The following is a 22,270-nucleotide window of genomic DNA, read 5'->3' as shown; positions in this document are numbered from 1 at the left end:
AAGATGGCCGACTTCAGTCATTTAACCTACTATAGACCGCAAGCCTTAAGTGACACGCCAGAGTACATAAAAGCCGATTTATGCATATACGGAGGAACACCGGCCGGAATTTCAGCAGCTCTGCAAGCGAGTCGAACAGGACTTCGAGCCGTTATAGTGGAATTCGGATGCCATCTTGGAGGAATGACGACAAGCGGTCTCGGTCGGACAGATGTCGGGAATAAAGACGCAATCGGCGGTATTTCAAGAGAATTTTACCGGAAAATCGGCCAAATATACGGAAGCGACGAGCCAGATGGGGCTGCTTGGGGATTCGAGCCCCATGTGGCAGAGCAAATATTTAAGGATTGGGTGGAAAGTGCGGGTGTACCGGTTTATTTTGAACAACATTTAGCAAATGTAGAGAAGAAGAATGGAAAAATTATTAAGATTAAGATGGAAAACGGGAATGTGTTCTCTGCTCCTATGTTCATCGACGCGACGTACGAAGGGGATTTATTGGCCAAAGCCGGTGTGTCTTATCATGTTGGACGCGAATCTAATCTAACATATAAGGAGACGTTAAACGGCATTCACTTCGGGCACCCGAGCCACAACTTTTATGCATGGATAGATCCTTATGTTGTTGAAGGCAATCCGGATAGCGGCCTTTTGCCGGGAGTTATGGATGCAGAGCCCGGTTATCAGGGACAAGGGGACAAAAGTGTACAGGCGTACAATTTCCGTATTTGCCTGACGAATGTGTCGGATAACCGGATCTCATTCCCGCAGCCACCGAATTATGATCCCAACCGATTCGAGCTTCTAGCTCGATACTTGCGGGCTGGCGTTTGGGATGCGATGCAGCTTAATGTGAAAATGCCTCGGGGAAAAACTGATCTTAATAACCGGGGAGCGGTCAGCACAGATCATATCGGCGCGAACTATGAATGGCCAGAGGGCGATTACGCTACTCGTGAACGGATTTTTCAAGATCATGTTCAATACGACTTGGGCCTTTTGTACTTTCTTGCCAATGACGAACGCGTGCCGATTCATATCAGAGCGGAGGCGCGACAGTGGGGGCTTCCCGCGGATGAGTTCATGAGAACGAATGGTTGGCCACACCAGCTGTATATCCGCGAAGGCAGACGAATGATTGCAGATATAGTCATGACAGAACATCATTGCCGGAAATACGTCAAAGAAGAAGACTCGATCGGTCTAGCCGCCTATACGATGGACTCGCATAATTGTCGCCGGATCATACTCGACGGACGCTGTATCAACGAAGGCAACGTTGAGATCAGACCGACGGGTCCATACCCGATTTCATACCGTTCAATTGTTCCAAAGGAAGAGGATTGCACGAATCTGCTAGTGCCCGTATGCTTGTCTGCCTCTCATATCGCTTACGGCTCCATTCGTATGGAACCGGTATTTATGATTCTTGGCCAGTCTGCGGCAACTGCTGCAGCACTCGCACTTGAATCGGGATCTACGGTACAGGAGATCGATTATTCGAAGCTTCGCAAGAGACTTCTGTTAGACGGACAGATTCTCAACGCATAATATATTAGGTTGGACTTCATTTTGTAATCGAAATGAAATGTTATTTTCATCCTTCATTAATGAAACAAGGTTATAATGAAACCCGACCCCCTTTTTAAATATACTTGGAACCCACAGCTTGCTGCTGTGGGTTTCTTTCTTAAAAGGGCTTGTTCAAGTAACTTCCTAGAATATAAGAAAGTTGTCGGATTCTGTTTACAACCGAACATATGTGCGGTACTATAAGTTGTATGGGTAAAAAACCCAATTCATGGTTGAGGACCACTTTAGAAGCGATTTTAATAAGAGACTTTAAGATTGTTAATGCTAATAACAACATGATCTAAGGATTGGAAGGAAGGTGTAGACATGTTAACGACGGAAAAATATACAGAAATAGACGAGGTGATAGCTTATATTCATGATCATATTTATGATCCGCTTCCACTTTCTCGATTGGCCAACTATGTAGCCTACAGTCCTTTCCATTTCACGCGCATTTTTAAAGAAAGGATCGGTCTCTCCCCCCTATATTATGTTTCAGCACTCCGATTGCAAAAGGCAAAAGATTTGTTGTTGCGCACAAATCTTAGCGTTCGTGATGTCGGATTGGAGATCGGGCAACAAAGTCTGGGAACCTTCACGACTCGTTTTACAGAACGGGTAGGTGTGACGCCTTCTGACTTTCGGAATTCGAAGCAACAAGCGGACGACCACTTGCGTTCCCTACAGAGACTTAACGATTGGAGCACATGGCATCCTAATTCTAATCTGCACGCCATTGTCGAAGGGACTGTACGAGCGGATATTCCTTTTCACGGCGTCATTCTGATTGGCTTGTTTGCCAAACCGATTCCAGAAGGACTACCCTTATATGGAACAATTCTGTCTTCATTGGGGAAGTTTTGTTTTACGGGTGTCAAGCCGGGCACCTATTATTTGATGGCTACGTCAGTGTCCTGGGGAATGCAGGCTATGGATTTTTTGCTCCCACAGACAACTTTACGCTTCCGATCGAAGGAACCTATCATAGTGGAACAGTATACATTCGTCCCGTATCAGCATGTTAATCTTCATCTCCCTCACCCGGACGATCCACCAATCCTGGTCTCTATCCCATTGTTAATGAATAACTTCCTTAATCGGGTTATCCAATATAGCAATCGATAAGAAATACCTTCATCTGCTGCATGATAGAATAGGGTAGAAACGACAATCTAATGAATGAGGGAAATCATTTTACCCGAGGAAGGAAGCTTACTAGAATGAAAACAACGGAGAGTCATACGACGGATGCTTTTGACACTACAGACATTAAGAAAAGTGTACCGTGGATTTATTATGTCATCTTTTTTGCTGTACTGAACGAATCGGTATTCAATGTCTCCACGCCAAGCATTGCCAAGCAATTTGGTTTGGATGCTTCAGGTGTAAGTTGGGTCGTTACAATCTTTTTTATCGTATTCGGTATGGGAATGGTTATTTTCGGAAAGCTTTCCGATATGTACAGCATCAAAAAACTGATTACGATTGGAATTATCCTTTACAGCTTGGGGTCCATATTGGGCTTTGTTTTGCAATCTTGGTACCCTGCAGTCATTATATCCAGGGCAATTCAAGGAGCAGGCGGATCCGCCATTCCGGCATTGATCTTTGTCATGGTAGCACGGTTCTTTACTGCGGAAGAACGGGGGAGAATGTTTGGAATCATAACATCCACAGCTTCCTTTGCGATTGGAATCGGACCGGTACTCGGCGGGTATATTGCTGGATCGTTCAACTGGGCGTATTTGTTTCTAGTGTCGCTCCCCGTACTCGTCGCAGTTCCTTTTTTCCAAAAGCTTCTTCCGATGGAACAACGTCGAGCAGGCAAATTGGATATAGTTGGCGCTTTGCTGCTTGGTATAGTAGTGACGATGTTGATTTTGTTTACAACAGAAGGACGCTGGCTTTTTATGCTTCTATCTGTCATTGGTCTAATTCTATTCATCGTTCATATTCGTCGAGCAAAGGAGCCTTTTGTCGATCCCGCCCTATTCGCAAACCCGCAGTATAGAACCGGACTCATAATTGGGTTTCTTATATTTGGTACGGTTATGTCCGTAATGTTTGTAATCCCGCTCATGCTAAACAAAATGTACCTTCTGAGCCCGGATAAAATCGGACTCATTATGTTTCCGGGAGCCATTAGCGCAGTAATATTCGGAAGAGTTGCCGGCAATTTGACAGTCAAGCGAGGAAGCCATTTTGTTGTGTACTTGGGGCTTGCGTTAGTCTCCCTAAGTTTGCTGCTGCAATCTTCTTCCATCGGGCTTTGGGTGTGGTATATCGGAGCTGCCCTGATTATGATGTACATCGGATTTTCCTTCGTGCAGACTGCATTAACGGAGACTGTAACGCAAATATTGCCCGTTCAACAAATCGGCGTCGGCATGGGTCTATTTAATATGACTTCGACTATTTCAGGAGCTGTTGTGACTGCCCTAGTCGCCAAATCGATGGAGCAAGAACTGTTCGCATTCCCGCTTCATCCATTGATTTCGGACTCGCATGCTTATTTGTACGGAAACCTTATTCTGATCTTAAGCTTGGTTGTCATAGCGAGCGCGCTCTTGTATTTCTTTACTTTCGGTAAAAAAGCCCCACAGCCGGTCAAAGAGCTGGTCTGATAATCGAGGCAGGGAAAGTAGTATCCATTGCTAAGGAGGTGAAAACTTTTAATTGCGATAGTTCTGAAGTACAATAACCATGTTTCAATGAATTTCAAACTAATACTTAGGAGTGAATCAAATGGCTGTTGAAATCTATATTAACTTTAATGGAAACTGTCGTGAAGCAGTAGAGTATTATGCAGAGGTTTTTGGCGAAGAAAAACCAAAGATTATGGCCTTTGGAGATACGCCACCTGACCCGCAATATCCACTTCCAGAAGAAGCTAAAAATTTAGTCATGCACACACGCCTTAACATTAATGGTAGCACGGTTATGTTCTCTGATACATTTCCCGGTATGCCTTTCGTTGCAGGTAACAACATTAGCCTTGCTGTAGTCAACAAGAATATAGATGAAATTAAATCATTGTTTCATAAACTCAAGGAAGGAGGTAAAGTAGGCATGGAGCTTCAGGAAACATTCTGGAGCAAATGCTACGGTAGTTTAACAGACAAGTTCGGGATCGAATGGCAATTTAATTATGATAATGGAGAAATCGTGTTTTAAGCTAAGCGTCATTTGAGAGACTAAAGTGGAACAAGAGCTTATTAACAACAAATCAGGCTACCGACGGTTTTTACGCGGTAGCCTTTTATCTTGCCGGGAAACGATCCGTCTCTTCATCTGGGCAGCCATTCGGCAGCCTTAATTTCTGAGAATTTTGAACATATTTTGGACAATTTCCTCTGTTATAATAATAACCAAGACGACACAATTAACAGGTGAAAGTATGAGCTACACGGAATTCGTACAAAGGGCGATTGACTTTATCGAGGATAACCGGAACGAGTGCCAACGGCATTCAAGGTTTATGCAGCCGGAACAACTAACAAATATAAAGGAGAGACTGATGTGGAACTTGCCAAAAGTCCGATTGATAATGTTGTAGAAAGCGTATTCGTACATGTATCCGAGCTCCGCCGCTCTGCCGAGTGGTACTCCATGGTGATGGGACTTCCCTTGTTGGAAGAGAGATTAAACGGCGGCAATGTGTATTGGATGAAGCTTCAGGGAGGAACAGGCATTATTCTGGATGACAACGGAAGCAACACGCCGGAAACGCCGCGTGTCCGATTTATGTACAAAACATCTGACGTAGAGAAATCATATCGTTTTTTGGAAAATCAAGAAGTACGACCGTTATATCCGATAGAAAGACCTCATCCGGGCTTGGCATTTCTCATGTTTACCGATCCTGACGGCAACTCTCTGATGGTTACACAATCCGATTATATCTCCGAGGTCGTTAACAGGCTAGAGAATACGGAAAGTCCAATTTTGAACCGGATAGGAGGGGTGTTCCTCAATGTGACACATATGAACCGAGCGATTCAGTTTCATAGCGCGGTGCTTGGACTGCCAAGTCAAGCAGTAGGATCGGGGCCGGAGAACTCCATCTATGACTTGCAGATGAAGAGCGGGTCAGGCGTACTGCTCGACGACAATCGGTTCAGACAGGGAGATGACTACGAGATTCTGTTTATGTTAGTTACCCCGGATGTGGATGCCTCTAAAGCCTATCTAGTTTCGAATGGAGTACCTATCTTCACCGACATCGAACGACACGGTGAGTTGGCTTTCTTCACAGTCAAGGATCCTGACGGCAATATTATCATGATTTGCTCTGAAGTGGAGTAATGATCGATTCTTTAATATAATCGCTTCGAGTATCGTAGATGCTGTTCTATGCTGCATTGAAAGGAAGATGGACAATTTGGCAATCAAACCTATTGGAGAAATTAACCAAATAAACAGGTATCCAATTAAATCTTTTGCAGGCGAATGTTTGGATACAAGTAAAATTGACGCATATGGAATATACGGGGACCGCAGTCATGCCTTTATTGACGATACAAAAGAAGGATGGTCAAGATACATTACGGCTAGAGACATCCCTATTATGCTAGGTTACAAGGCAAAACTACTCGGTGAGGGTTATGAGGACAGGTTTCCAACTGTGAGTGTAACGTCACCGGACGGACGTGCATGTTATTGGGATGAAGAGTTATTAGCGGAAATACAATGCTTTTCGAAAAGAAAAATATCTATGATTGATTTTAAACCTCATAACCAAAATCACTTAGCCGTCGATTCAGAAAATATACTAATAATCACAGATGGTTCCCTGCGATTATTGGAAAGGAAGTGGGGCAAGAAATTAGATCTGCGTCGTTTTCGAGCGAACTTAATCTTATCTGTAGATAAAAATGCATGCAATGAACACGATTGGATAGGCAAGCGACTAGTAATGGGGAGTGCGGAATTGAAAGTTAATATGGAATGCGAGCGCTGTTCCATGATTACCATCGACCCAGATATTCTTGAAGTAGATCATTCTCTTCTAAAGATAGTAAACGAGGAGATGAATCTAAATTTCGGAGTATATGCTTCTGTTGCGAAGACAGGACAAATTACCGTGGGTGAGAAAGTATATTTAACAGATTGATAGATGCAAACAGTCGGTCAATGTCAAGTTATGACTCTGCGGGATCGATTGGGGGATGTACCGACATTCTTTTTGAAAACTTGGCAAAAGTAGGAGAAATTCGGGAACCCTACTTTCTCCCCGATGTGCTCCACAGGTAAATCTGTGTTATGCAGCAGCCAACATGCCTGCCGTATTCTTCTTGCCGTTACATACTCCATAAGGTTGCTTCCGGTTTCCTCACGAAAGACTCGCGAGATATAAGTTTTGGTCAAATGCAGCGCATCAGCCAGCTGAGTAAGTGTGAACGACTCATGGTAATGTGCCTCAACCCACGCCATAATGGATTCAGAATGCCGATTAGGACGTGCAGCATCCATTATCTCGGCAGCGCTCTTCGCTTTCATTTGACCGAATCCCCTTTTATACAGCTCATGTATAAGCCTCACAGCCAAAAAAGCAAATTCATGCTGATACTCATTGCTCTTAATTTGCGATAATCGCTTGTGAAACGAATCGAACATACGTGATAGTTCATCGTTGTCCGGTTGTGATGCAAGCATCTGTACGGGCAATTGATCTCTCCATAATCGAATGAAATAGTCACACAGATGCGGGAACACTTCAAAATAGGGCTCAAAAATAGTAGGTTCAAAAGAAATAATCGTACGCTCAAATGGATGCTGAGGCGTAACTTCCATTTGAATTCTATGAAGTTGAAAAGGTTGAAAATAGAATAAAGAACCTGGCTCAACATCTATCATTTGTTCACCGACCGTGATATGGCCGCGACCGTTATAAATGTATAGGAACTCCATGCCCTGATGGTAGTGGTAGTAGCCGCTGAAGTTGTGATCTGTATACCGACGATAGCTTAATCGATAAGGAGTCAAAGCTAGACTTACGAGCTCAAGTCGTTTCATAAGAAGGACAACTCCGATTCGGATGAAAGTTAGATTATCGATATTTTAACATATTGTACAGTTTGTGCACGATATCAACATTTCGGTGAAATACAGCTAAACTTCGAGAGAGCAGTAAGCAGTAAGATTACAGTGTAGATCTTAGGGTGAGGATGCCTGGCGGCAATTAATCTTGAAGAGAAGGAGAGCCTGTGTAACGATGACAGCTGATCGTAAGCAAACTGTAGAAAACGAAGAAATATGTTATATAGACAGTCACGTTCATTTCTGGAAGCTGAAACGAGGGGATTATCATTGGCTTAAACCGGACAGTAAGCTTCTCTATCGGGATTTTACACCCTCTGAGATATTTGCACTAGCGGCAACAGCTGACGTACAAGGATTTATTGCTGTACAGGCCGCCTCAACCGTGGCGGAGACGGAGTTCCTGTTGGAGCTTGCAGAGCAGTATGATCGAGTGATTGGCGTCGTTGGATGGCTTGATCTGTTCTCGGAATCGTTCCGGGATGAATATGGTCTTCTTCGTAATAACCCACGATTCGTCGGTATAAGACTAGATCGGTCTATATTCGAGGAATGCACGGAACGCGTGCCGGATCTTCTGCTTGAGCATCTTCGACTGTTGGAGGAAGATGGCTTCTCTGTCGATCTGCTCATTCGACCGGACAATATGCAGGGAGTGATTCAATGCCTGAGGCAAGTGCCGCAACTAAAAGCAGTGGTAAACCATTTAGGCATTCCTCCTTACCGGGAAGGAGTGATGGAGCCTTGGGCTGAATACATCGACGATCTTTCTCGGTTCCCTAACGTGTATTGCAAATGGTCAGGCATGATCACACAGGCTGCCGGCTTGAATAACCAACAACTTGCCTCTTATATTCATCACACAGCGGAACGTTTCGGCGCCAATCGCATTATGTTCGGCAGTGACTGGCCAGTAGCATTGCAGGCGGGCTCCTATAAGGACGTTGTTGATCTGTTTGAGCAGCTATTACCTGACCATTGGGGCGTCACAGAGCGGAGAAAGGTTCGTACATCTAATGCCCTAGCCTTTTATTTCGGGACGGAGGAAGAGAAGGCATGATGCAACGACTGCTGTATTACTCCCAGGTTCGACAGGAGAGGGCTCTCGATTTCCGCCTTGCAGTGAAAGAAAATGCAGATTCTTTTCAAAAGGATTGGCATAAGCAGGGGCTTTCCGACGTTTCCGTATTCGCCCTCGATGCGTATGTATGCTTGTATGCTGAGGCGTCAGAAAGCTCGAAGGCTGATGGCTGGGACTGGCCTGAGACTTATGCACAGTACTTGGAACAGTGGCCCGCTGAGCCGACGCTACGACAACTCGTTTATCGACTAGCTATCCCTATGATCGACATCTTTCACGATGGAGTTCCGAAGGAAATGCAGTCCTGGCGCAGTACACGTCGAGTTGAAGAACGAATAGGTTCAATTGCCCGACTGAAACCAGAATGTGTATCGAGCTATATTTATTACCATTTTCAAAAGCAAGAAGAAGCACCAGACAGTTTCAACCAAACCTATATTATTGGTTCCCTGGGGCAGTTGTTATTTTCTTATCATGAGCTGCCAGCGGGGAACAGCGAACCGAAACGACGGGGATTGTTGAATACGAATCAGTCACCGGTCAACTGGCACGAAGTGATGCTGCCTCATTTTGAACCTTGGGAAGGTGCTCTCGAAGGACAACGTATATGGAGCCGTATGGATAGGATTTTGTGACACTAGGGAGGTAAGAAATGGAACTACTACCGAACAATGAAAAACCGAATGCAGGCAAACTCGCCAACTGGCTTCTTTCATGGGTGCAGCCGAATGGAGCGATTCACGGGTTTCATAATCATTCCGTATGGGGAGGGAACCCTTATCGTTGGTCGGATTTTACTAGCGGCCATAGCACTTGGGGCAGTCCACTGCTGCCAACGCTAGCGCTTCTGGTTAGGGAAAGACGTGACGTTGAATTAGAAGCTCAGCTGCTGCAGCTTTTGCGCTTTCAGACGACTTCATTCCAGGAAGATGGTCAATATCAACATATCGGATTCCAGATTGGCGAGAGTCTCAAACAAGGCCTCATTCATAATGGCATTACAAATGTCTCGCTTGGCCTTACTTTGCAATATGGAGATAGCTATTTGTCTGATGATGTTAAAGTAGGAATTCGCTCTGCCATGGAGCGTAATTTCGAGGCGATCGATAGAATCTACCCATTTGGCATTATGTATACCGAGGGAAGAGCAATCAGCAATCAGGAGTATGCCCGTATCTGGGGAAAGCTTCTTCATCTACGTGCATTTGATGGGACTGAACAAAGACGCAAGGACCTCCGTGATCAGTTGGACTATATGATACAACAGTTTCACTTTCGCGGATTACCAGACATGGACTGTGAGGCGTCTTACCGCTACGATAAAGATAAGACAAGCACTGAGCCAGGAGAATATTATGGCCTGCTAATCGGACCGCTTGTGCTGGCCTATGAGTTGTTCGGGGATGAGCGGTACTTGAACCATGCGGGAGCGCTTTGCAGACATGTAGCAAGAAGTGCTTGGTATGACAGCCGGGGTAAATTAAGGATGCATCGTGTCTGGTACCACTCAGGCAGCCGATGGGTGAAGCTGGACGAACCGATGCTGATTGCTGGAATGGGGATGACCTTATTTGCTATGGAGCAATATATACGTCATGTGCCGGATCAGGAGCTCAGCGAATACTTGAGAGGCTGCGACCGCACGTATGCGAGCTATCAGAATCAGCGCGGGTACTTTGCTTCCGCAACTGGATGGAGCAGTGAAGCAGATGTCGCTCCTTCGACCGCCTGGCATACACACGATCTGCTCTATTTAGTGTTGCGCCATGGAGTAGATGAAACATTCTGGAGCGAACTTAGCGATACAAACATTGGCAAGTCTACTTCTGTTTTGCTAGGGAATGGTTGTATCTGGATGGAACGGGACCTGCAATGGACGATCACCGATTATTTCGGTCGAGATCCATATCAGCTCATTGGCAGGAAGGATGAAGGACACTTCGGGCGAGACATGAGTTGGGTCGGCGGGGAACGTACATTGCCAGCACATTTTGCATTTGGTCCAAGGCCTCTATTCATGAAGACTAACGAAGGGATCTTCTTAATGCGCGGCGAGTGGGAAGAATCCGATTTGCAATTGTCAAGCGTGGCTGATCTCCCTTACATTGGAATGTGGAGCTGATATTACAGTAGGAACGAGATTGTAAACAGCGAATTTGCTCTTATATGCAACGGTAGACTTGGAACAGGATTATCTTGTTCTTGTCTACCGTTGTTCCTTTATCAATATAATTTATATATGTTATAAGATCATTCTAATTGATTCATTTCGCATGTTGTGATAGGTTCAAGAGAGTAAAAATTAATTATATACGAATACTAGGAATTAATATTTTTGCATGCTGCGAGAGGTGGATATTGTTGGAATTTCAAGTAACAAACAGTCCTTTTAATCAAGAGCAAGTTGAACTGCTCAATCGTCTCCTGCCTACACTATCGGAAGCACAACGGATCTGGCTTAGCGGGTATCTTGCGGCTACTCAAAGTGCGGCAGCTGTGGTGTCATCTGGCGCTGCGCCAATTGCAGCTCCAGCAGTGAATGTAACTGTAACCTCCAAAGAGGTGACTGTGCTCTTCGGATCGCAGACCGGCAACTCACATGGGTTGGCGAAGAAGGTGTCCAAACAACTGCAAGAGAGAGGTTTTGAGGTAACGCTCTCCTCCATGGGTGACTTCAAGACAAATGGCTTAAAGAAGCTGCAAAACCTGCTTATTCTAGTGAGCACCCATGGAGAAGGTGATCCGCCAGATAACGCCATTCCTTTATTTGAATTCCTTCATAGTAAGAGAGCGCCTCAATTGGAGGACCTGCGGTTCTCTGTGCTAGCGCTAGGCGATACGTCTTATGAGTTTTTCTGCCAAACAGGGAAGGATTTCGACAAACGTCTGGAGGAGCTAGGCGGTAAACGGCTAACTCCGCGTGTCGATTGCGACGTAGATTTTGACGCGCCTGCTGCGGAGTGGATGAATAATGTGATAGCTTCCCTGAGCGAAACATCAGCAACTCCTGCCATTTCTGTTGCAGGGGGCTCTGCAATCGGGAGTGAAGCAGAATCGGAATACTCAAGGACGAATCCTTTCGAGGCAGAGGTTCTTGAGAATTTGAATCTGAACGGCCGTGGATCGGACCGAGAAACTCGGCACATCGAGATATCTTTGGACGGATCCAATCTTCAGTATGAACCGGGTGACAGCTTAGGTATTTATCCGGAGAACCATCCTCGTCTAGTAGATGAGTTGATCGAAGCAATGGGCTGGAGAGCGGAGGAGCTTGTTTCTCTTAATAAGAATGGCGAAGAGAAGTCTCTGCGAGAAGCATTGCTTCGCCATTATGAGATCACCGTGCTGACGAAGCCGCTACTTGCGCAAGCAGCTAAGTTCACCTCTGGAAATGGACTGAATGAGCTTCTGGAGGAGGGACGCGAGCAGGAGCTTAGGACCTATCTGAACGAACGGGATCTTTTGGATTTGGTGCAGGATTATTCTCTTAAAGGTGTACCAGCAAATGAGTTTGTATCGATTCTTCGGAAGATGCCTGCTCGTCTGTACTCAATAGCTAGCAGTTCGAAAGCTTACCCTGATGAGGTGCACGTTACGGTCCGCACGGTACGTTACGAGTCTCAAGGCCGGGACCGATACGGTGTTTGTTCCGTTCAGTTAGCCGAGCGAGTGCAAGCGGGCGATACATTGCCGGTCTATATTCAACATAACTCCAATTTCAAGCTCCCTGAGAACCCGGATACCCCGATCATCATGATTGGACCAGGCACAGGAGTTGCACCATACAGAGCCTTCTTAGGAGAACGGGAAGAGACCGGAGCTGAAGGGAAGACATGGCTATTCTTCGGCGACCAGCATTTCTCCACGGATTTCCTTTATCAGGTTGAATGGCAGCGTTGGCTCAAGGACGGCGTACTGACACGTATGGATGTCGCGTTCTCCCGTGATTCCGACAAGAAAGTGTATGTACAACATAGAATGTTAGAAAAGAGTAAGGAGCTATACCAGTGGCTACAAGAAGGGGCTAGCGTATACGTCTGTGGCGACGAGAAGAAGATGGCACATGACGTCCATTCGGCCTTGGCAACAATCCTCGAACAAGAGGGCGGATTTAGTCCAGAGGAAGCTGCGGAATACTTGATCCGTATGCAACAGCATAAACGTTATCAGCGGGATGTCTACTAAGTCCGAGTCCCAAAGATTGCGAGAGGAGAAGAGCCAAATGTCAGAAAACAACTTATTATCGCCGAACAGTGCTCCGCACAGCGATGTAGAACATATCAAGACTCGAAGCAATTACTTGCGTGGAAGCCTGGCTGAGACGCTTGAGGATGTAATTACCGGATCCATCCCTGAAGATGATAATCGTCTGATGAAATTTCATGGCAGTTACATGCAGGATGATAGGGACTTGCGTAATGAACGGAATAAACAGAAGCTAGAGCCGGCTTATCAGTTCATGCTGCGTGTCCGTGCGGCAGGCGGTGTTGTAACTCCGGAGCAGTGGTTGATGATGGACCGTATCGCACAGCAATACGCCAACGGATCCATTCGTCTGACCACTCGTCAATCCTTCCAGCTGCATGGCGTAATTAAGTGGAACATGAAGAAGACGATCCGGGAAGTGAACGATGCGCTTTTAAGCACACTAGCCGCTTGCGGCGACGTGAACCGCAACGTCATGTGTAACCCGAATCCATACCAGTCGGAAATTCACTCTGAGGTGTATGAGTGGGCCAACCGGGTCAGCAATCATCTCGATCCACGGACCAAAGCCTATCACGAGATCTGGTTAGATGGCGAGAAAGTGATTGACAGTCTGGACAGTGGAGTAGAGCAAGAGCCGATCTACGGGCCTGTCTATTTGCCGCGTAAGTTCAAAATAGGGATGGCAGTTCCCCCTTCCAACGATGTAGACGTTTTCTCCCAGGATCTGGGTTTCATCGCTATTATCGAAGATGGCAACTTGAAGGGCTTCAACATCACGGTTGGCGGCGGAATGGGAATGAGTCACGGTGATTTGAAGACATATCCTCAGGTGGCCCAAGTGATTGGGTTCTGCTCTCCAGAGCAGATCATCGACGTTGCGGAGAAGACGGTCATGATCCAACGGGATTACGGTGATCGCTCTGTGCGCAAACACGCTCGTTTCAAGTACACGATTGACGACCGCGGTATTGAGTGGTTCATCAACGAACTAAACACACGTCTAGGATGGAAGCTCGAGGAAGCGCGTCCTTACCATTTTGATCATAACGGGGATCGCTATGGTTGGGTGAAAGGAAGCAACGGAAAATGGCATTTCACCCTCTTTATACAGAATGGTCGCGTCAAAGATGAGGATAATTACCGTCTGATGACGGGGCTCCGGGAAATTGCCAAGGTGCATACCGGGGATTTCCGGCTAACTCCGAATCAGAACCTGATTATCGGCAACATAAGCAGCCAGAAAAAGAAAAAGATTGAGGAATTGGTGAAGGAGTATCAACTCACCGATGGGACCAACCATTCTGCGTTGCGTAGAAATTCCTTGGCCTGCGTAGCTCTACCTACCTGCGGGTTGGCAATGGCTGAGTCAGAACGCTATCTACCCGATTTAATGGATAAGATTGAACCGATGTTGGAGGAAGTAGGCTTGCGTGACGAGGAGATCGTCATACGCATGACAGGCTGCCCTAATGGCTGCGCCCGACCGATGTTGGCGGAGATCGCATTCATTGGCAAGGCGCCCGGTAAATACAACATGTATTTGGGGGGCGGTTTTACCGGAAACCGACTGAACAAGCTGTATAAGGAGAACATCGGCGAGACGGAGATATTAGAGTCGCTGCAACCGATTATTACTCAATATGCACTGGAACGCCGTGAAGGCGAACACTTCGGTGATTATGTCATTCGCGCCGGCTATGTTAAAGAAGTTCGCTCGGGACAAGATTTTCATTCTTAATTAAAGAAACATAAAACAGCTCTGTCGCACTTGATGCGATCAGAGCTGTTTTATTGCATTTGTAATGATCATCTCAAGCTGATTAATCTTCATTTGTTGAATCTCATGACCGCTACCTGTTTCTTCTTCTTGCCTCTAGTTCCTTCCTAAGAGCCTTCTCAACGGATTCAGCCATAATATCGAATTTTTGAGCAATCGTGTATTTAAGAACCTGACCGCAATGTGAGCAATGCTGTTTTTGAATTTCGGTAAGTTTTTTGCAAGAAGAGCAATTAATCATTATGTACAGGCCACCTTTTTTAAGCACTAATAGTTCTGCTATGAGACTCTGTCCCTAAGATTTTATCGACATCTAAAAGCATTAACTTTATAGTCTTTTATAATCATTCTTTACATTGATGTGTGATAGGCGCCTATGTAATAGTAAAGAAAATGATGAGAGGGGTGAGGGTGGTACATGGCAATCGTTAAAGAAGTTCAATTAATGCAGAGCCCCCTATACCAACCAGATATGGGTCGATACTTGATTTGAGAAGTTTAAGATCCCAGTTACCTTGGGCAGGAAGGGCTCTGTACAAAGGGAGTGCATGGGCCATTGATGAAACTTAGCACATTGTTGGAAATTGTAGAAACAGTTGGTGATACAAAGCAAAGTCCATTAGGGAATCTAATCTCGGATCTATGGGAAGCGGATCCGGGAACGGTTGAGCATTTTCGAACGAGTTCAAACGCTGTATTTCGATTTATGAAGAACGATAAGAGATATTATTTGCGGTTTAATAAGAACACTGAACGTGAATGGTCATGGATTATGTCTGAAATTGAAGTGCTGCAAGCGCTCGAACAGTTGGGAGTACAAGTAAATCAGCCTATATATTCACGCTTTGGAAATTTGATCGAAACGATACATACGAAATGGGGCACTTACTTTGCGGTGGTATTCACAGGAATGCCAGGATATGAGTGGGATCCAGAGCAATTAACAGATCAGCAATTGATACTATGGGGAGCGGCAGTCGGTCAATTTCATAAGGCATCCTCTATACTGCCCAAATCCATAACGGAAAAACGTCCACATTGGAGACAACACCTGGATTGGGCGAAAAGTTGGCTAGATCCCAATGATGAAGCGGCTCACGAAGCCTGGACTCAAATTGCAGCATGGGCGAGCTGTTTGGACCAGAACAATAGGAATTACGGGTTGATCCACACTGACTTGGAATTGGACAATATTCGTTGGAATGGGACTCAATTCGGCCTAATCGATATGGATGAATGTCAGCAGGGCTGGTATGTAATGGATATATGGCAAGCCATCTCAGATTTGACAGAGGAACAGATCTGCTTCGAACATCCAAAGTTGCAACTTTTTATGAAAGGATACCAAGAGCATTATCAATTGGATGTGACCTTATGGACGCAACTACCAATGTTTAAGCGCATGAACGATATAGTGAAATATGCTGTATTACTACGTTCGTTATGCGATAAAATTGAAGGTCACGAACCAGAATGGATAATTGCATTGCGTGAGAAACTCCGAAATTCAATGATAAAGCATCGTTATGATTTTTTGGGAAAATGAATAAAGAAGAGGTCGGGATTAAGTGTCCCGACCTCTTCTCTTTTTAGTGAAATGTCATCCATGCTTCACAGCCATATCATTCTCTTCACAAGCAGTGGAGCAGTAGCCGTTCATTGTTGTTTCGCATGGCTCACATACGAGGTGCTGGTGATGGCACGTATCATCTTCGCAGTTGATATAACGGTCGGTTGGGCTGCCGCAGTGGTGGCATTGCCCGACCGTAACATGTTCGTCAGTCTGATTGATACGCACCGAAATGCGCTCGTCGAACACATAACAGTTTCCGTCGAAGCCTCTGCCTTGCACCTCGGGGTCCTGACCGTAGGTGACAATACCGCCATCCAGTTGGTACACGTCCTTGAAGCCTTCGTTTTTAAGTACTGCGGTCAGCATTTCACAACGAATGCCGCCCGTACAGTACGTGATGATAGTCTTGTCTTTGTGTTCCGTTAAGTTATTCTGTATCCAGTCCGGAAATTCACGGAACGCTTCAATATCTGGCCGAATCGCGTTGCGAAAATGGCCAAGGTCGTACTCGTAACCGCTTCGTCCGTCCAAAACGATCACATCTTCACGATGGAGATGATCGTGAAATGATTTTGGATTCAATCGGCCCCCGCCATCAGTTACGGGGTTCAATTTAGTATGGTATCGAAGAGTCACGAGCTCTTGCTTATATCGGACAAACAGTTTCTTGAAAGCATGACCGTCTGCTGGATCGTTCTTGAATACAATATCCGCGAAAAGGGGATTCCGCAGTAAGTCTGCCATGTAACGTTCTGTTTGTTCCTCAGTACCTGAGAGTGTACCGTTAATCCCTTCGTCCGCGATCAAAATGCGGCCTTTGACGCCAAGCTCCTTACAATATTGCAAATGTTCGGCGGCGAATTCTTCGGCATTCGGTACTGCAATGTATTTATAAAAAAGAAGGATTCTGTGTTTGTTCATCTAACTAACGCACCTTTCAGTATAATCATAATTCACAATAGACATTATTATATTTTAGTTCCCAACATTACATTAAGTCAACATTTGTGTTTGGTAAGTGAGGAGTTATTTGGCTTGGTGATTAATTCTGAGCGAGGGGCTACAACATTTTCGACATACTATGATATCTCTAAGGACATTCTAATGTTAGGTATCATACTAACATGGGGAGTGTACCTGTTATGTTTCGTTCTTCTGATCATTTCATTAACGACAAGTCTTCATTCGCCAGGTTATTTCAGTCAAATACAATACCCTTTACCAAAAATTGGCCTCTACATATCATGATCGCTGTTTTTGTAATCATTTGGGTTTGGTTGGCGATTAATCCAATCGATCGGAGAGATTGGCTTCTAGAGAATGCATTGCTCATTCTCTTTATAGGGGTACTTGCCTTTTTGTATCGGACATTTGCGTTGACCAATTTCTCATACCTACTGCTTACTTTCTTTTTCTTGCTACACGCAATAGGGGCCCATTATACGTACCAGGGTACACCTCTAGACAATTGGCTTAAACAAAATTTTCATACCAAGCGGGCTTTTTATGATCGAATTGTACATTTTGCATTCGGTCTTCTTGTCGCGTATCCAATCTGGGAAGTCGCTATACGGGCAATGAAATTGCGATCCGTTTGGTCTTATGTGGCTACATTCACAGTGATCATGACATTTAGTGCCTTGTTTGAAATCATTGAGATGGTGGTTGCTCTAATAGCCGGTTCGCTTGGCGAAGAGTACATCGGATTACAAGGTGATCCATTGGATACGCAGAAGGACATGGCTCTGACTCTGATCGCATCTTTATTGTCTATCGGATTAATAATTAGCAAAGAAAGGGTGAGCCAGAATCAAACCTAAACATATTTTTGTTGTTATTATGATTAGTTGTTCTTTAATCTTGTTTAGCGGGATCAGTTCGGCAGAACCTGTTGAGGAGGAAGTTTGTTTAGTAATCAGTAAGTCTAAACATACCTTACAAGTTTATTTAAACGAACATCCCGTCTTCTCGTTCCAGGTAGCTACCGGAAAAGGAGAACTCACTCCCGAGGGTGAGTTTTATATCGCTAATAAAATAAAGAACCCATGGTACTTAAGGAAGAACATTCCGGGAGGTGATAAACGAAATCCGTTTGGGACAAGATGGATGGGGATCAGCGTTCCGAACACTGGGGGTTATAAATATGGGATACATGGCACAAACAATCCTTACTCCATTGGCAATAGTGTGTCCTCGGGTTGTATTCGAATGAGGAATAAGGACGTGGAATGGTTATATCGTCATATCCCGACTGGCACAAAAGTTATTATTAAAAAATAGGGCAAGAAGGATGCTCTATCCATTGCATCATACAAAAAAGACACTAATCGGCTTTACGATAGTGTCCCTCTTGAGCTTCTTCCAGAGGAAGGGGCTATAAATATGTCTACTGCCCTGCTTCGTCTTGTTTTTCCGCAGCGAAAGACTCGATACTTTGTTTACGTCGCTCATTTTTATCTTCAATCGCTTGCTTTTCATCAGGTGAAATCTCATCTGCATGCTCGTCAAGGTAATCTTCTGCTTCTTCCAAATTAGCTTCCGTGTGGTCAATATGTTGTTGCAGATGAATCTCGTTATCCGCGCGATTATCTGGTTTAGCCAAAGTAAATTCCTCCTAATTTAATCCTAAACTACTTCATTTAGAATTTAGAATGACCCGAACGTCTTGCTGTTATTCGTTTGAGTGACGCTGATTCAATTTCAATATAAAGACGTTCCAATATGGAACGTCTCAACATGTTATCTAGGAAGAACTGAAATGTAATTTAGAAACCTTTATACTGAGGTTCTTCGTTTTCTAATTGCTGAACCCGGCTTTCCACCTGTTCCAAAATCTGTTGGGTTTGTTGGGATGCATTGGTAAAAAGAGTTTTTGCTTCTTGATTTTGTGTAGCCAAAGCGAATTGTTCCAGACTAGCTTGAGCACTTTTTAATGAAGCCACGCAAGTTTTTACTTCCGATGCTACTGTCACTGTTTTCACCTCCTTTGATACTTAACCAACATATAAATTTACTTTTCTCAGCTACCATTTCTTGAAGTAACAAACATAATATCCCCAAACTTTCTTTTATAAAACTGGGAAATAATTGGATTAGATTCTCCATGCCTTATAGTAAAAATGGAAATGGATTACTTGCTTTAGGTTTCATAACATTCATGGTTACTACAAACAATTTAAATAGTGGAATTATGTTGTGAATGAAGGAGGATCCGACATGCCGGATTGGTTGGAAGTTGCTTTACGAACGTTATTTTCTGTAGTTGTGCTTTTCTTTATGACCAAGTTGTTGGGTAAAAGGCAAATTTCTCAACTTTCATTGTTTGAATACATTACCGGTATTACAATCGGCAGCCTTGTAGCTTACATATCGTTGGATATGGAGGCAACCTGGTACTTAGGATTGATTGCAATAGCTGTATGGGTTGCTTGTTCACTGGGAATTGAATTTTTGCAGCTAAAAAGTAAAACAATGAGAGATTTTATTGACGGTAAAGGGACCATTCTTATTAAAGATGGAAAAGTGTTGGAAGATAATTTGAAAAAAGAACGAATTACGAACGAAGAACTATTGCAGCAATTGCGAAAGAAAAGAGCATTCAAATTGGCTGATGTGGAATTTGCAATAATGGAAGCGAGCGGGGACATTAATGTATTGTTGACTCGGGAAAACCAACCGATCACTCCGAAGCATCTAGGCATTACAGTCGGACCTGAGCAGGAAACACAAACGGTAATCTTGGACGGTAAAATTATGGACGAACCATTAGCCACCATCGGTTTGAGTCGGGAATGGTTGAATACAGAATTAGAGAAATTGGGTGTGGCAATCGAAAATGTATTTCTTGGTCAAGTCGATTCTTACGGTCAATTATACGTCGACTTGTATGACGACCAGATTAAAGTTCCTTTGCCTCAGCAAAAGGCAGCTCTGTTCGCGACATTAAAAAAGTGTGAAGGCGATCTGATGTTGTTTGGGTTGACCACGAAAAATAAGAAGGCAAAAGAGATGTATGAACTGTGTTCGAAGCAAATGGAACAAATTATAGCAGATTTGAAACCTGTACTACACAGATAAAGGAGAATTCTCATGGCCAATGAAAAGAAAAAGAAATTAACCCCTGTTCAACAGGAATATAAAGAACTTGCCAAAAAGAGGGAACCGGCCAGACCACTTCTTAAAAATTGTATCCGTGCTTTTATTGCTGGAGGATTCATTTGTCTAATCGGTCAGATCATTCAGGAAATGTTCGTGCACTGGGCTGGCTTTGATGAAAAAAACGCAGGCAATCCTACGGTTGCGGTAATGATTCTGATCTCTGTCATACTAACCAGTTTAGGCGTATACGATAAAATCGCACAATGGGCAGGTGCAGGCTCAGCTGTTCCGGTAACCGGGTTTGCCAACTCGATGGCATCGGCAGCCATTGAGCACCGTAGCGAAGGTCTAGTCCTAGGAGTTGGAGGCAAAATGTTCAAAATTGCAGGGCCAGTCATTGTGTTCGGTACGGTAGCTGCATTTATTGTAGGACTCCTTCATCTTATATTTAATCCAAACGGGGTAGGAGGACAATAAGAATGCTTATAGGACACCAAAGCTGGAGGTTTGAGAATCGACCTGTGATTCATGCAGCTGCAACGGTTGTTGGTCCATTTGAGGGACAAGGCCCATTGGCAAATGATTTTGACATCATCCATGGGGATTTAAGCTTAGGCCAGGACAGTTGGGAGAAAGCGGAGAGAACGCTCTTAGAGGAAGCAGTCAAACTTGCTATCGAGAATGCTGGTCTAACGAAAGAACAAATCAATTTTTTCATCGGCGGTGATCTGCTGAATCAGATTATAAGCACCAGCTTTGCCGCACGAACGTTAACCATTCCTTATATCGGGGTGTTTGGGGCGTGCTCAACCTCGATGGAAAGCTTGGCTCTGGCTTCCATGATAGTAAATTCTCAATCGGCAAAATATGTAGTAGCAAGTGCTTGCAGTCACAATGCTTCTGCTGAAAAACAATTCCGCTATCCAACCGAGTACGGCTCACAAAAACCGCCAACAGCGCAATTTACTGTGACGGGTGCCGGGGCATCCGTTGTAACTCAGAAAGGCGATGGACCGGTTGTTACATCGGCAACAATTGGTCGGATCGTGGATATGGGGATCACAGACCCGTTTAATATGGGGGCCGCCATGGCACCAGCAGCTGTTGACACGATTCAGGCTCATTTTCGTGACATGCAAATTGAACCTGGGTATTACGATCTTATAGTTACGGGAGACCTTGGCAAAGTCGGGTACGCGATCGCATGTGATTTATTCGAGAAGCATAAGGTACCAATGAATCAAACTACTTATCAAGATTGCGGGATGATGATTTACAATTATGAAAAACAAATGGTGCAATCTGGGGCCAGCGGCTGTGGATGCTCTGCGGTTGTTACTTACGGACATCTGCTGAAACGTGTGCGAGAAGGAGAATTGAAACGCATACTCGTAGTGGCTACAGGAGCCTTATTATCCCCAATTTCTTTCCAGCAAGGAGAAAGTATTCCGAGTATCGCTCATGCTGTATCTATAGAGAAGGGAGGTGGCCGAACATGATCTTTGTATGGGCATTTATTATAGGAGGAGCGATTTGCGTAATAGGCCAAATTTGCTTTGATCTTTTCAAGCTGACTCCTGCTCATACGATGACCTTGCTTGTAGTGACAGGAGCCATAGTGGACGGTGTTGGTCTCTATGATCCGTTTATCAAATTCGCGGGCGCAGGTGCTACTGTTCCGATCACAAGTTTTGGTAATGCTCTGGTCCATGGAGCGCTCGAGGAACTGCATAGCGATGGATGGATCGGGCTCATTACGGGGATATTCGAAGTAACCAGTGCAGGGATTTCGGCAGCCATTATTTTCTCTTTCCTTGCAGCAACGTTCGTAAAACCAAAGGGGTAAATTTGAAACGCACAATAAAGTAAGGTTTCCAGCCGCCGGAAGGCGGTTTTTGTTGTATAGAAAATACTTTAG

General features: G+C 44.7%; 23 protein-coding genes. 18 read left to right on the top strand and 5 right to left on the bottom strand.

Going from position 1 to position 22,270, the window contains the following annotated elements:
* The first annotated feature begins 3 nt into the window (after positions 1–3).
* The 6 genes from AC58QD_RS00855 to AC58QD_RS00830 all read left to right on the top strand — a co-directional run bounded on the left by AC58QD_RS00855 (position 4) and on the right by AC58QD_RS00830 (position 6,688).
* Positions 4–1,551, top strand: coding sequence for an FAD-dependent oxidoreductase (locus AC58QD_RS00855; RefSeq protein WP_497329025.1), 1,548 nt, complete (start codon positions 4–6; stop codon positions 1,549–1,551).
* Between the two features lie 348 nt (positions 1,552–1,899).
* The gene (locus AC58QD_RS00850) at positions 1,900–2,700 is read left to right on the top strand and encodes a helix-turn-helix domain-containing protein (protein ID WP_497329023.1); all 801 of its coding nucleotides are present in this window, start codon (positions 1,900–1,902) and stop codon (positions 2,698–2,700) included.
* Between the two features lie 95 nt (positions 2,701–2,795).
* A complete protein-coding gene (locus AC58QD_RS00845) occupies positions 2,796–4,199 on the top strand; it encodes an MFS transporter (protein WP_497329021.1) in 1,404 nt (467 codons plus the stop codon).
* A 121-nt stretch (positions 4,200–4,320) separates the two neighbouring features.
* Positions 4,321–4,749: a VOC family protein gene (locus AC58QD_RS00840; protein WP_497329019.1), complete on the top strand. Its 429-nt coding sequence runs from the start codon at positions 4,321–4,323 to the stop codon at positions 4,747–4,749.
* Positions 4,750–5,094: 345 nt separating this feature from the next.
* On the top strand, positions 5,095–5,880 hold the full coding sequence (locus AC58QD_RS00835; protein WP_497329017.1) for a VOC family protein: 786 nt from the start codon (positions 5,095–5,097) through the stop codon (positions 5,878–5,880).
* A 76-nt stretch (positions 5,881–5,956) separates the two neighbouring features.
* A complete protein-coding gene (locus tag AC58QD_RS00830) occupies positions 5,957–6,688 on the top strand; it encodes an MOSC domain-containing protein (protein ID WP_497329015.1) in 732 nt (243 codons plus the stop codon).
* 23 nt (positions 6,689–6,711) lie between these two features.
* On the opposite strand, the gene AC58QD_RS00825 is transcribed toward AC58QD_RS00830, so the two are convergent.
* Positions 6,712–7,590, bottom strand: a complete 879-nt coding sequence (locus tag AC58QD_RS00825) for a helix-turn-helix domain-containing protein (RefSeq protein WP_497329013.1) — start codon at positions 7,588–7,590, stop codon at positions 6,712–6,714.
* 199 nt (positions 7,591–7,789) lie between these two features.
* Here AC58QD_RS00825 and AC58QD_RS00820 point away from each other — a divergent pair, with 199 nt between their 5' ends.
* The 5 genes from AC58QD_RS00820 (at position 7,790) to cysI (ending at position 14,642) form a co-directional block, all read left to right on the top strand.
* Entirely contained in the window at positions 7,790–8,674 is an 885-nt protein-coding gene (locus tag AC58QD_RS00820) for an amidohydrolase family protein (protein ID WP_497329011.1), read from the top strand.
* Entirely contained in the window at positions 8,671–9,330 is a 660-nt protein-coding gene (locus tag AC58QD_RS00815; RefSeq protein ID WP_497329009.1) for a hypothetical protein, read from the top strand. The genes AC58QD_RS00820 and AC58QD_RS00815 overlap by 4 nt, the downstream gene beginning before the upstream one ends.
* 17 nt (positions 9,331–9,347) lie before the next feature.
* Positions 9,348–10,817 carry a hypothetical protein gene (locus AC58QD_RS00810; RefSeq protein ID WP_497329007.1) on the top strand — a complete coding sequence of 490 codons (1,470 nt, stop codon included), beginning with the start codon at positions 9,348–9,350 and terminating at the stop codon, positions 10,815–10,817.
* Positions 10,818–11,056: 239 nt separating this feature from the next.
* Positions 11,057–12,880: an assimilatory sulfite reductase (NADPH) flavoprotein subunit gene (locus AC58QD_RS00805; RefSeq protein ID WP_497329005.1), complete on the top strand. Its 1,824-nt coding sequence runs from the start codon at positions 11,057–11,059 to the stop codon at positions 12,878–12,880.
* Between the two features lie 37 nt (positions 12,881–12,917).
* The gene (cysI, locus tag AC58QD_RS00800; protein WP_497329003.1) at positions 12,918–14,642 is read left to right on the top strand and encodes an assimilatory sulfite reductase (NADPH) hemoprotein subunit; all 1,725 of its coding nucleotides are present in this window, start codon (positions 12,918–12,920) and stop codon (positions 14,640–14,642) included.
* A 112-nt stretch (positions 14,643–14,754) separates the two neighbouring features.
* Here cysI and AC58QD_RS00795 read toward each other — a convergent pair whose 3' ends face one another.
* Positions 14,755–14,922: a zinc ribbon domain-containing protein gene (locus tag AC58QD_RS00795; RefSeq protein WP_497329001.1), complete on the bottom strand. Its 168-nt coding sequence runs from the start codon at positions 14,920–14,922 to the stop codon at positions 14,755–14,757.
* Between the two features lie 318 nt (positions 14,923–15,240).
* On the opposite strand from AC58QD_RS00795, the gene AC58QD_RS00790 reads away from it, so the two are divergent.
* Entirely contained in the window at positions 15,241–16,227 is a 987-nt protein-coding gene (locus AC58QD_RS00790; protein WP_497330030.1) for a phosphotransferase enzyme family protein, read from the top strand.
* Positions 16,228–16,281: 54 nt separating this feature from the next.
* Here AC58QD_RS00790 and trhO read toward each other — a convergent pair whose 3' ends face one another.
* Entirely contained in the window at positions 16,282–17,175 is an 894-nt protein-coding gene (gene trhO, locus AC58QD_RS00785; protein WP_497328999.1) for an oxygen-dependent tRNA uridine(34) hydroxylase TrhO, read from the bottom strand.
* Between the two features lie 221 nt (positions 17,176–17,396).
* Here trhO and AC58QD_RS00780 point away from each other — a divergent pair, with 221 nt between their 5' ends.
* Both AC58QD_RS00780 and AC58QD_RS00775 read left to right on the top strand, forming a co-directional pair.
* Positions 17,397–18,074: a DUF2238 domain-containing protein gene (locus AC58QD_RS00780; protein ID WP_497328997.1), complete on the top strand. Its 678-nt coding sequence runs from the start codon at positions 17,397–17,399 to the stop codon at positions 18,072–18,074.
* Between the two features lie 19 nt (positions 18,075–18,093).
* Entirely contained in the window at positions 18,094–18,534 is a 441-nt protein-coding gene (locus AC58QD_RS00775) for a L,D-transpeptidase (protein ID WP_497328995.1), read from the top strand.
* Positions 18,535–18,640: 106 nt separating this feature from the next.
* Here AC58QD_RS00775 and tlp read toward each other — a convergent pair whose 3' ends face one another.
* Positions 18,641–18,856, bottom strand: a complete 216-nt coding sequence (gene tlp / locus AC58QD_RS00770) for a small acid-soluble spore protein Tlp (protein ID WP_497328993.1) — start codon at positions 18,854–18,856, stop codon at positions 18,641–18,643.
* A gap of 163 nt (positions 18,857–19,019) precedes the next feature.
* Positions 19,020–19,226 carry a DUF1657 domain-containing protein gene (locus AC58QD_RS00765; protein ID WP_497328991.1) on the bottom strand — a complete coding sequence of 69 codons (207 nt, stop codon included), beginning with the start codon at positions 19,224–19,226 and terminating at the stop codon, positions 19,020–19,022.
* 244 nt (positions 19,227–19,470) lie between these two features.
* On the opposite strand from AC58QD_RS00765, the gene AC58QD_RS00760 reads away from it, so the two are divergent.
* From AC58QD_RS00760 to spoVAE, 4 genes are read left to right on the top strand one after another with little or no spacing between them, the layout of a single operon-like run.
* Positions 19,471–20,331 (top strand): DUF421 domain-containing protein, encoded by an 861-nt coding sequence (locus AC58QD_RS00760; RefSeq protein ID WP_497328989.1) that lies wholly within the window; start codon positions 19,471–19,473, stop codon positions 20,329–20,331.
* Between the two features lie 12 nt (positions 20,332–20,343).
* Complete coding sequence (gene spoVAC, locus AC58QD_RS00755) at positions 20,344–20,829, top strand: stage V sporulation protein AC (RefSeq protein ID WP_497328987.1); 486 nt, start codon at positions 20,344–20,346, stop codon at positions 20,827–20,829.
* Positions 20,830–20,831: 2 nt separating this feature from the next.
* Positions 20,832–21,851, top strand: a complete 1,020-nt coding sequence (spoVAD, locus tag AC58QD_RS00750; RefSeq protein ID WP_497328985.1) for a stage V sporulation protein AD — start codon at positions 20,832–20,834, stop codon at positions 21,849–21,851.
* The gene (gene spoVAE / locus AC58QD_RS00745) at positions 21,848–22,198 is read left to right on the top strand and encodes a stage V sporulation protein AE (RefSeq protein WP_497328983.1); all 351 of its coding nucleotides are present in this window, start codon (positions 21,848–21,850) and stop codon (positions 22,196–22,198) included. Before spoVAD ends, spoVAE begins: the two co-directional genes overlap by 4 nt.
* The last annotated feature ends 72 nt before the right edge of the window (positions 22,199–22,270 follow it).

Source organism: Paenibacillus sp. J2R1T-4 (genome assembly GCF_059692235.1).
This window is presented reverse-complemented; position numbering and strand designations above follow the sequence as displayed.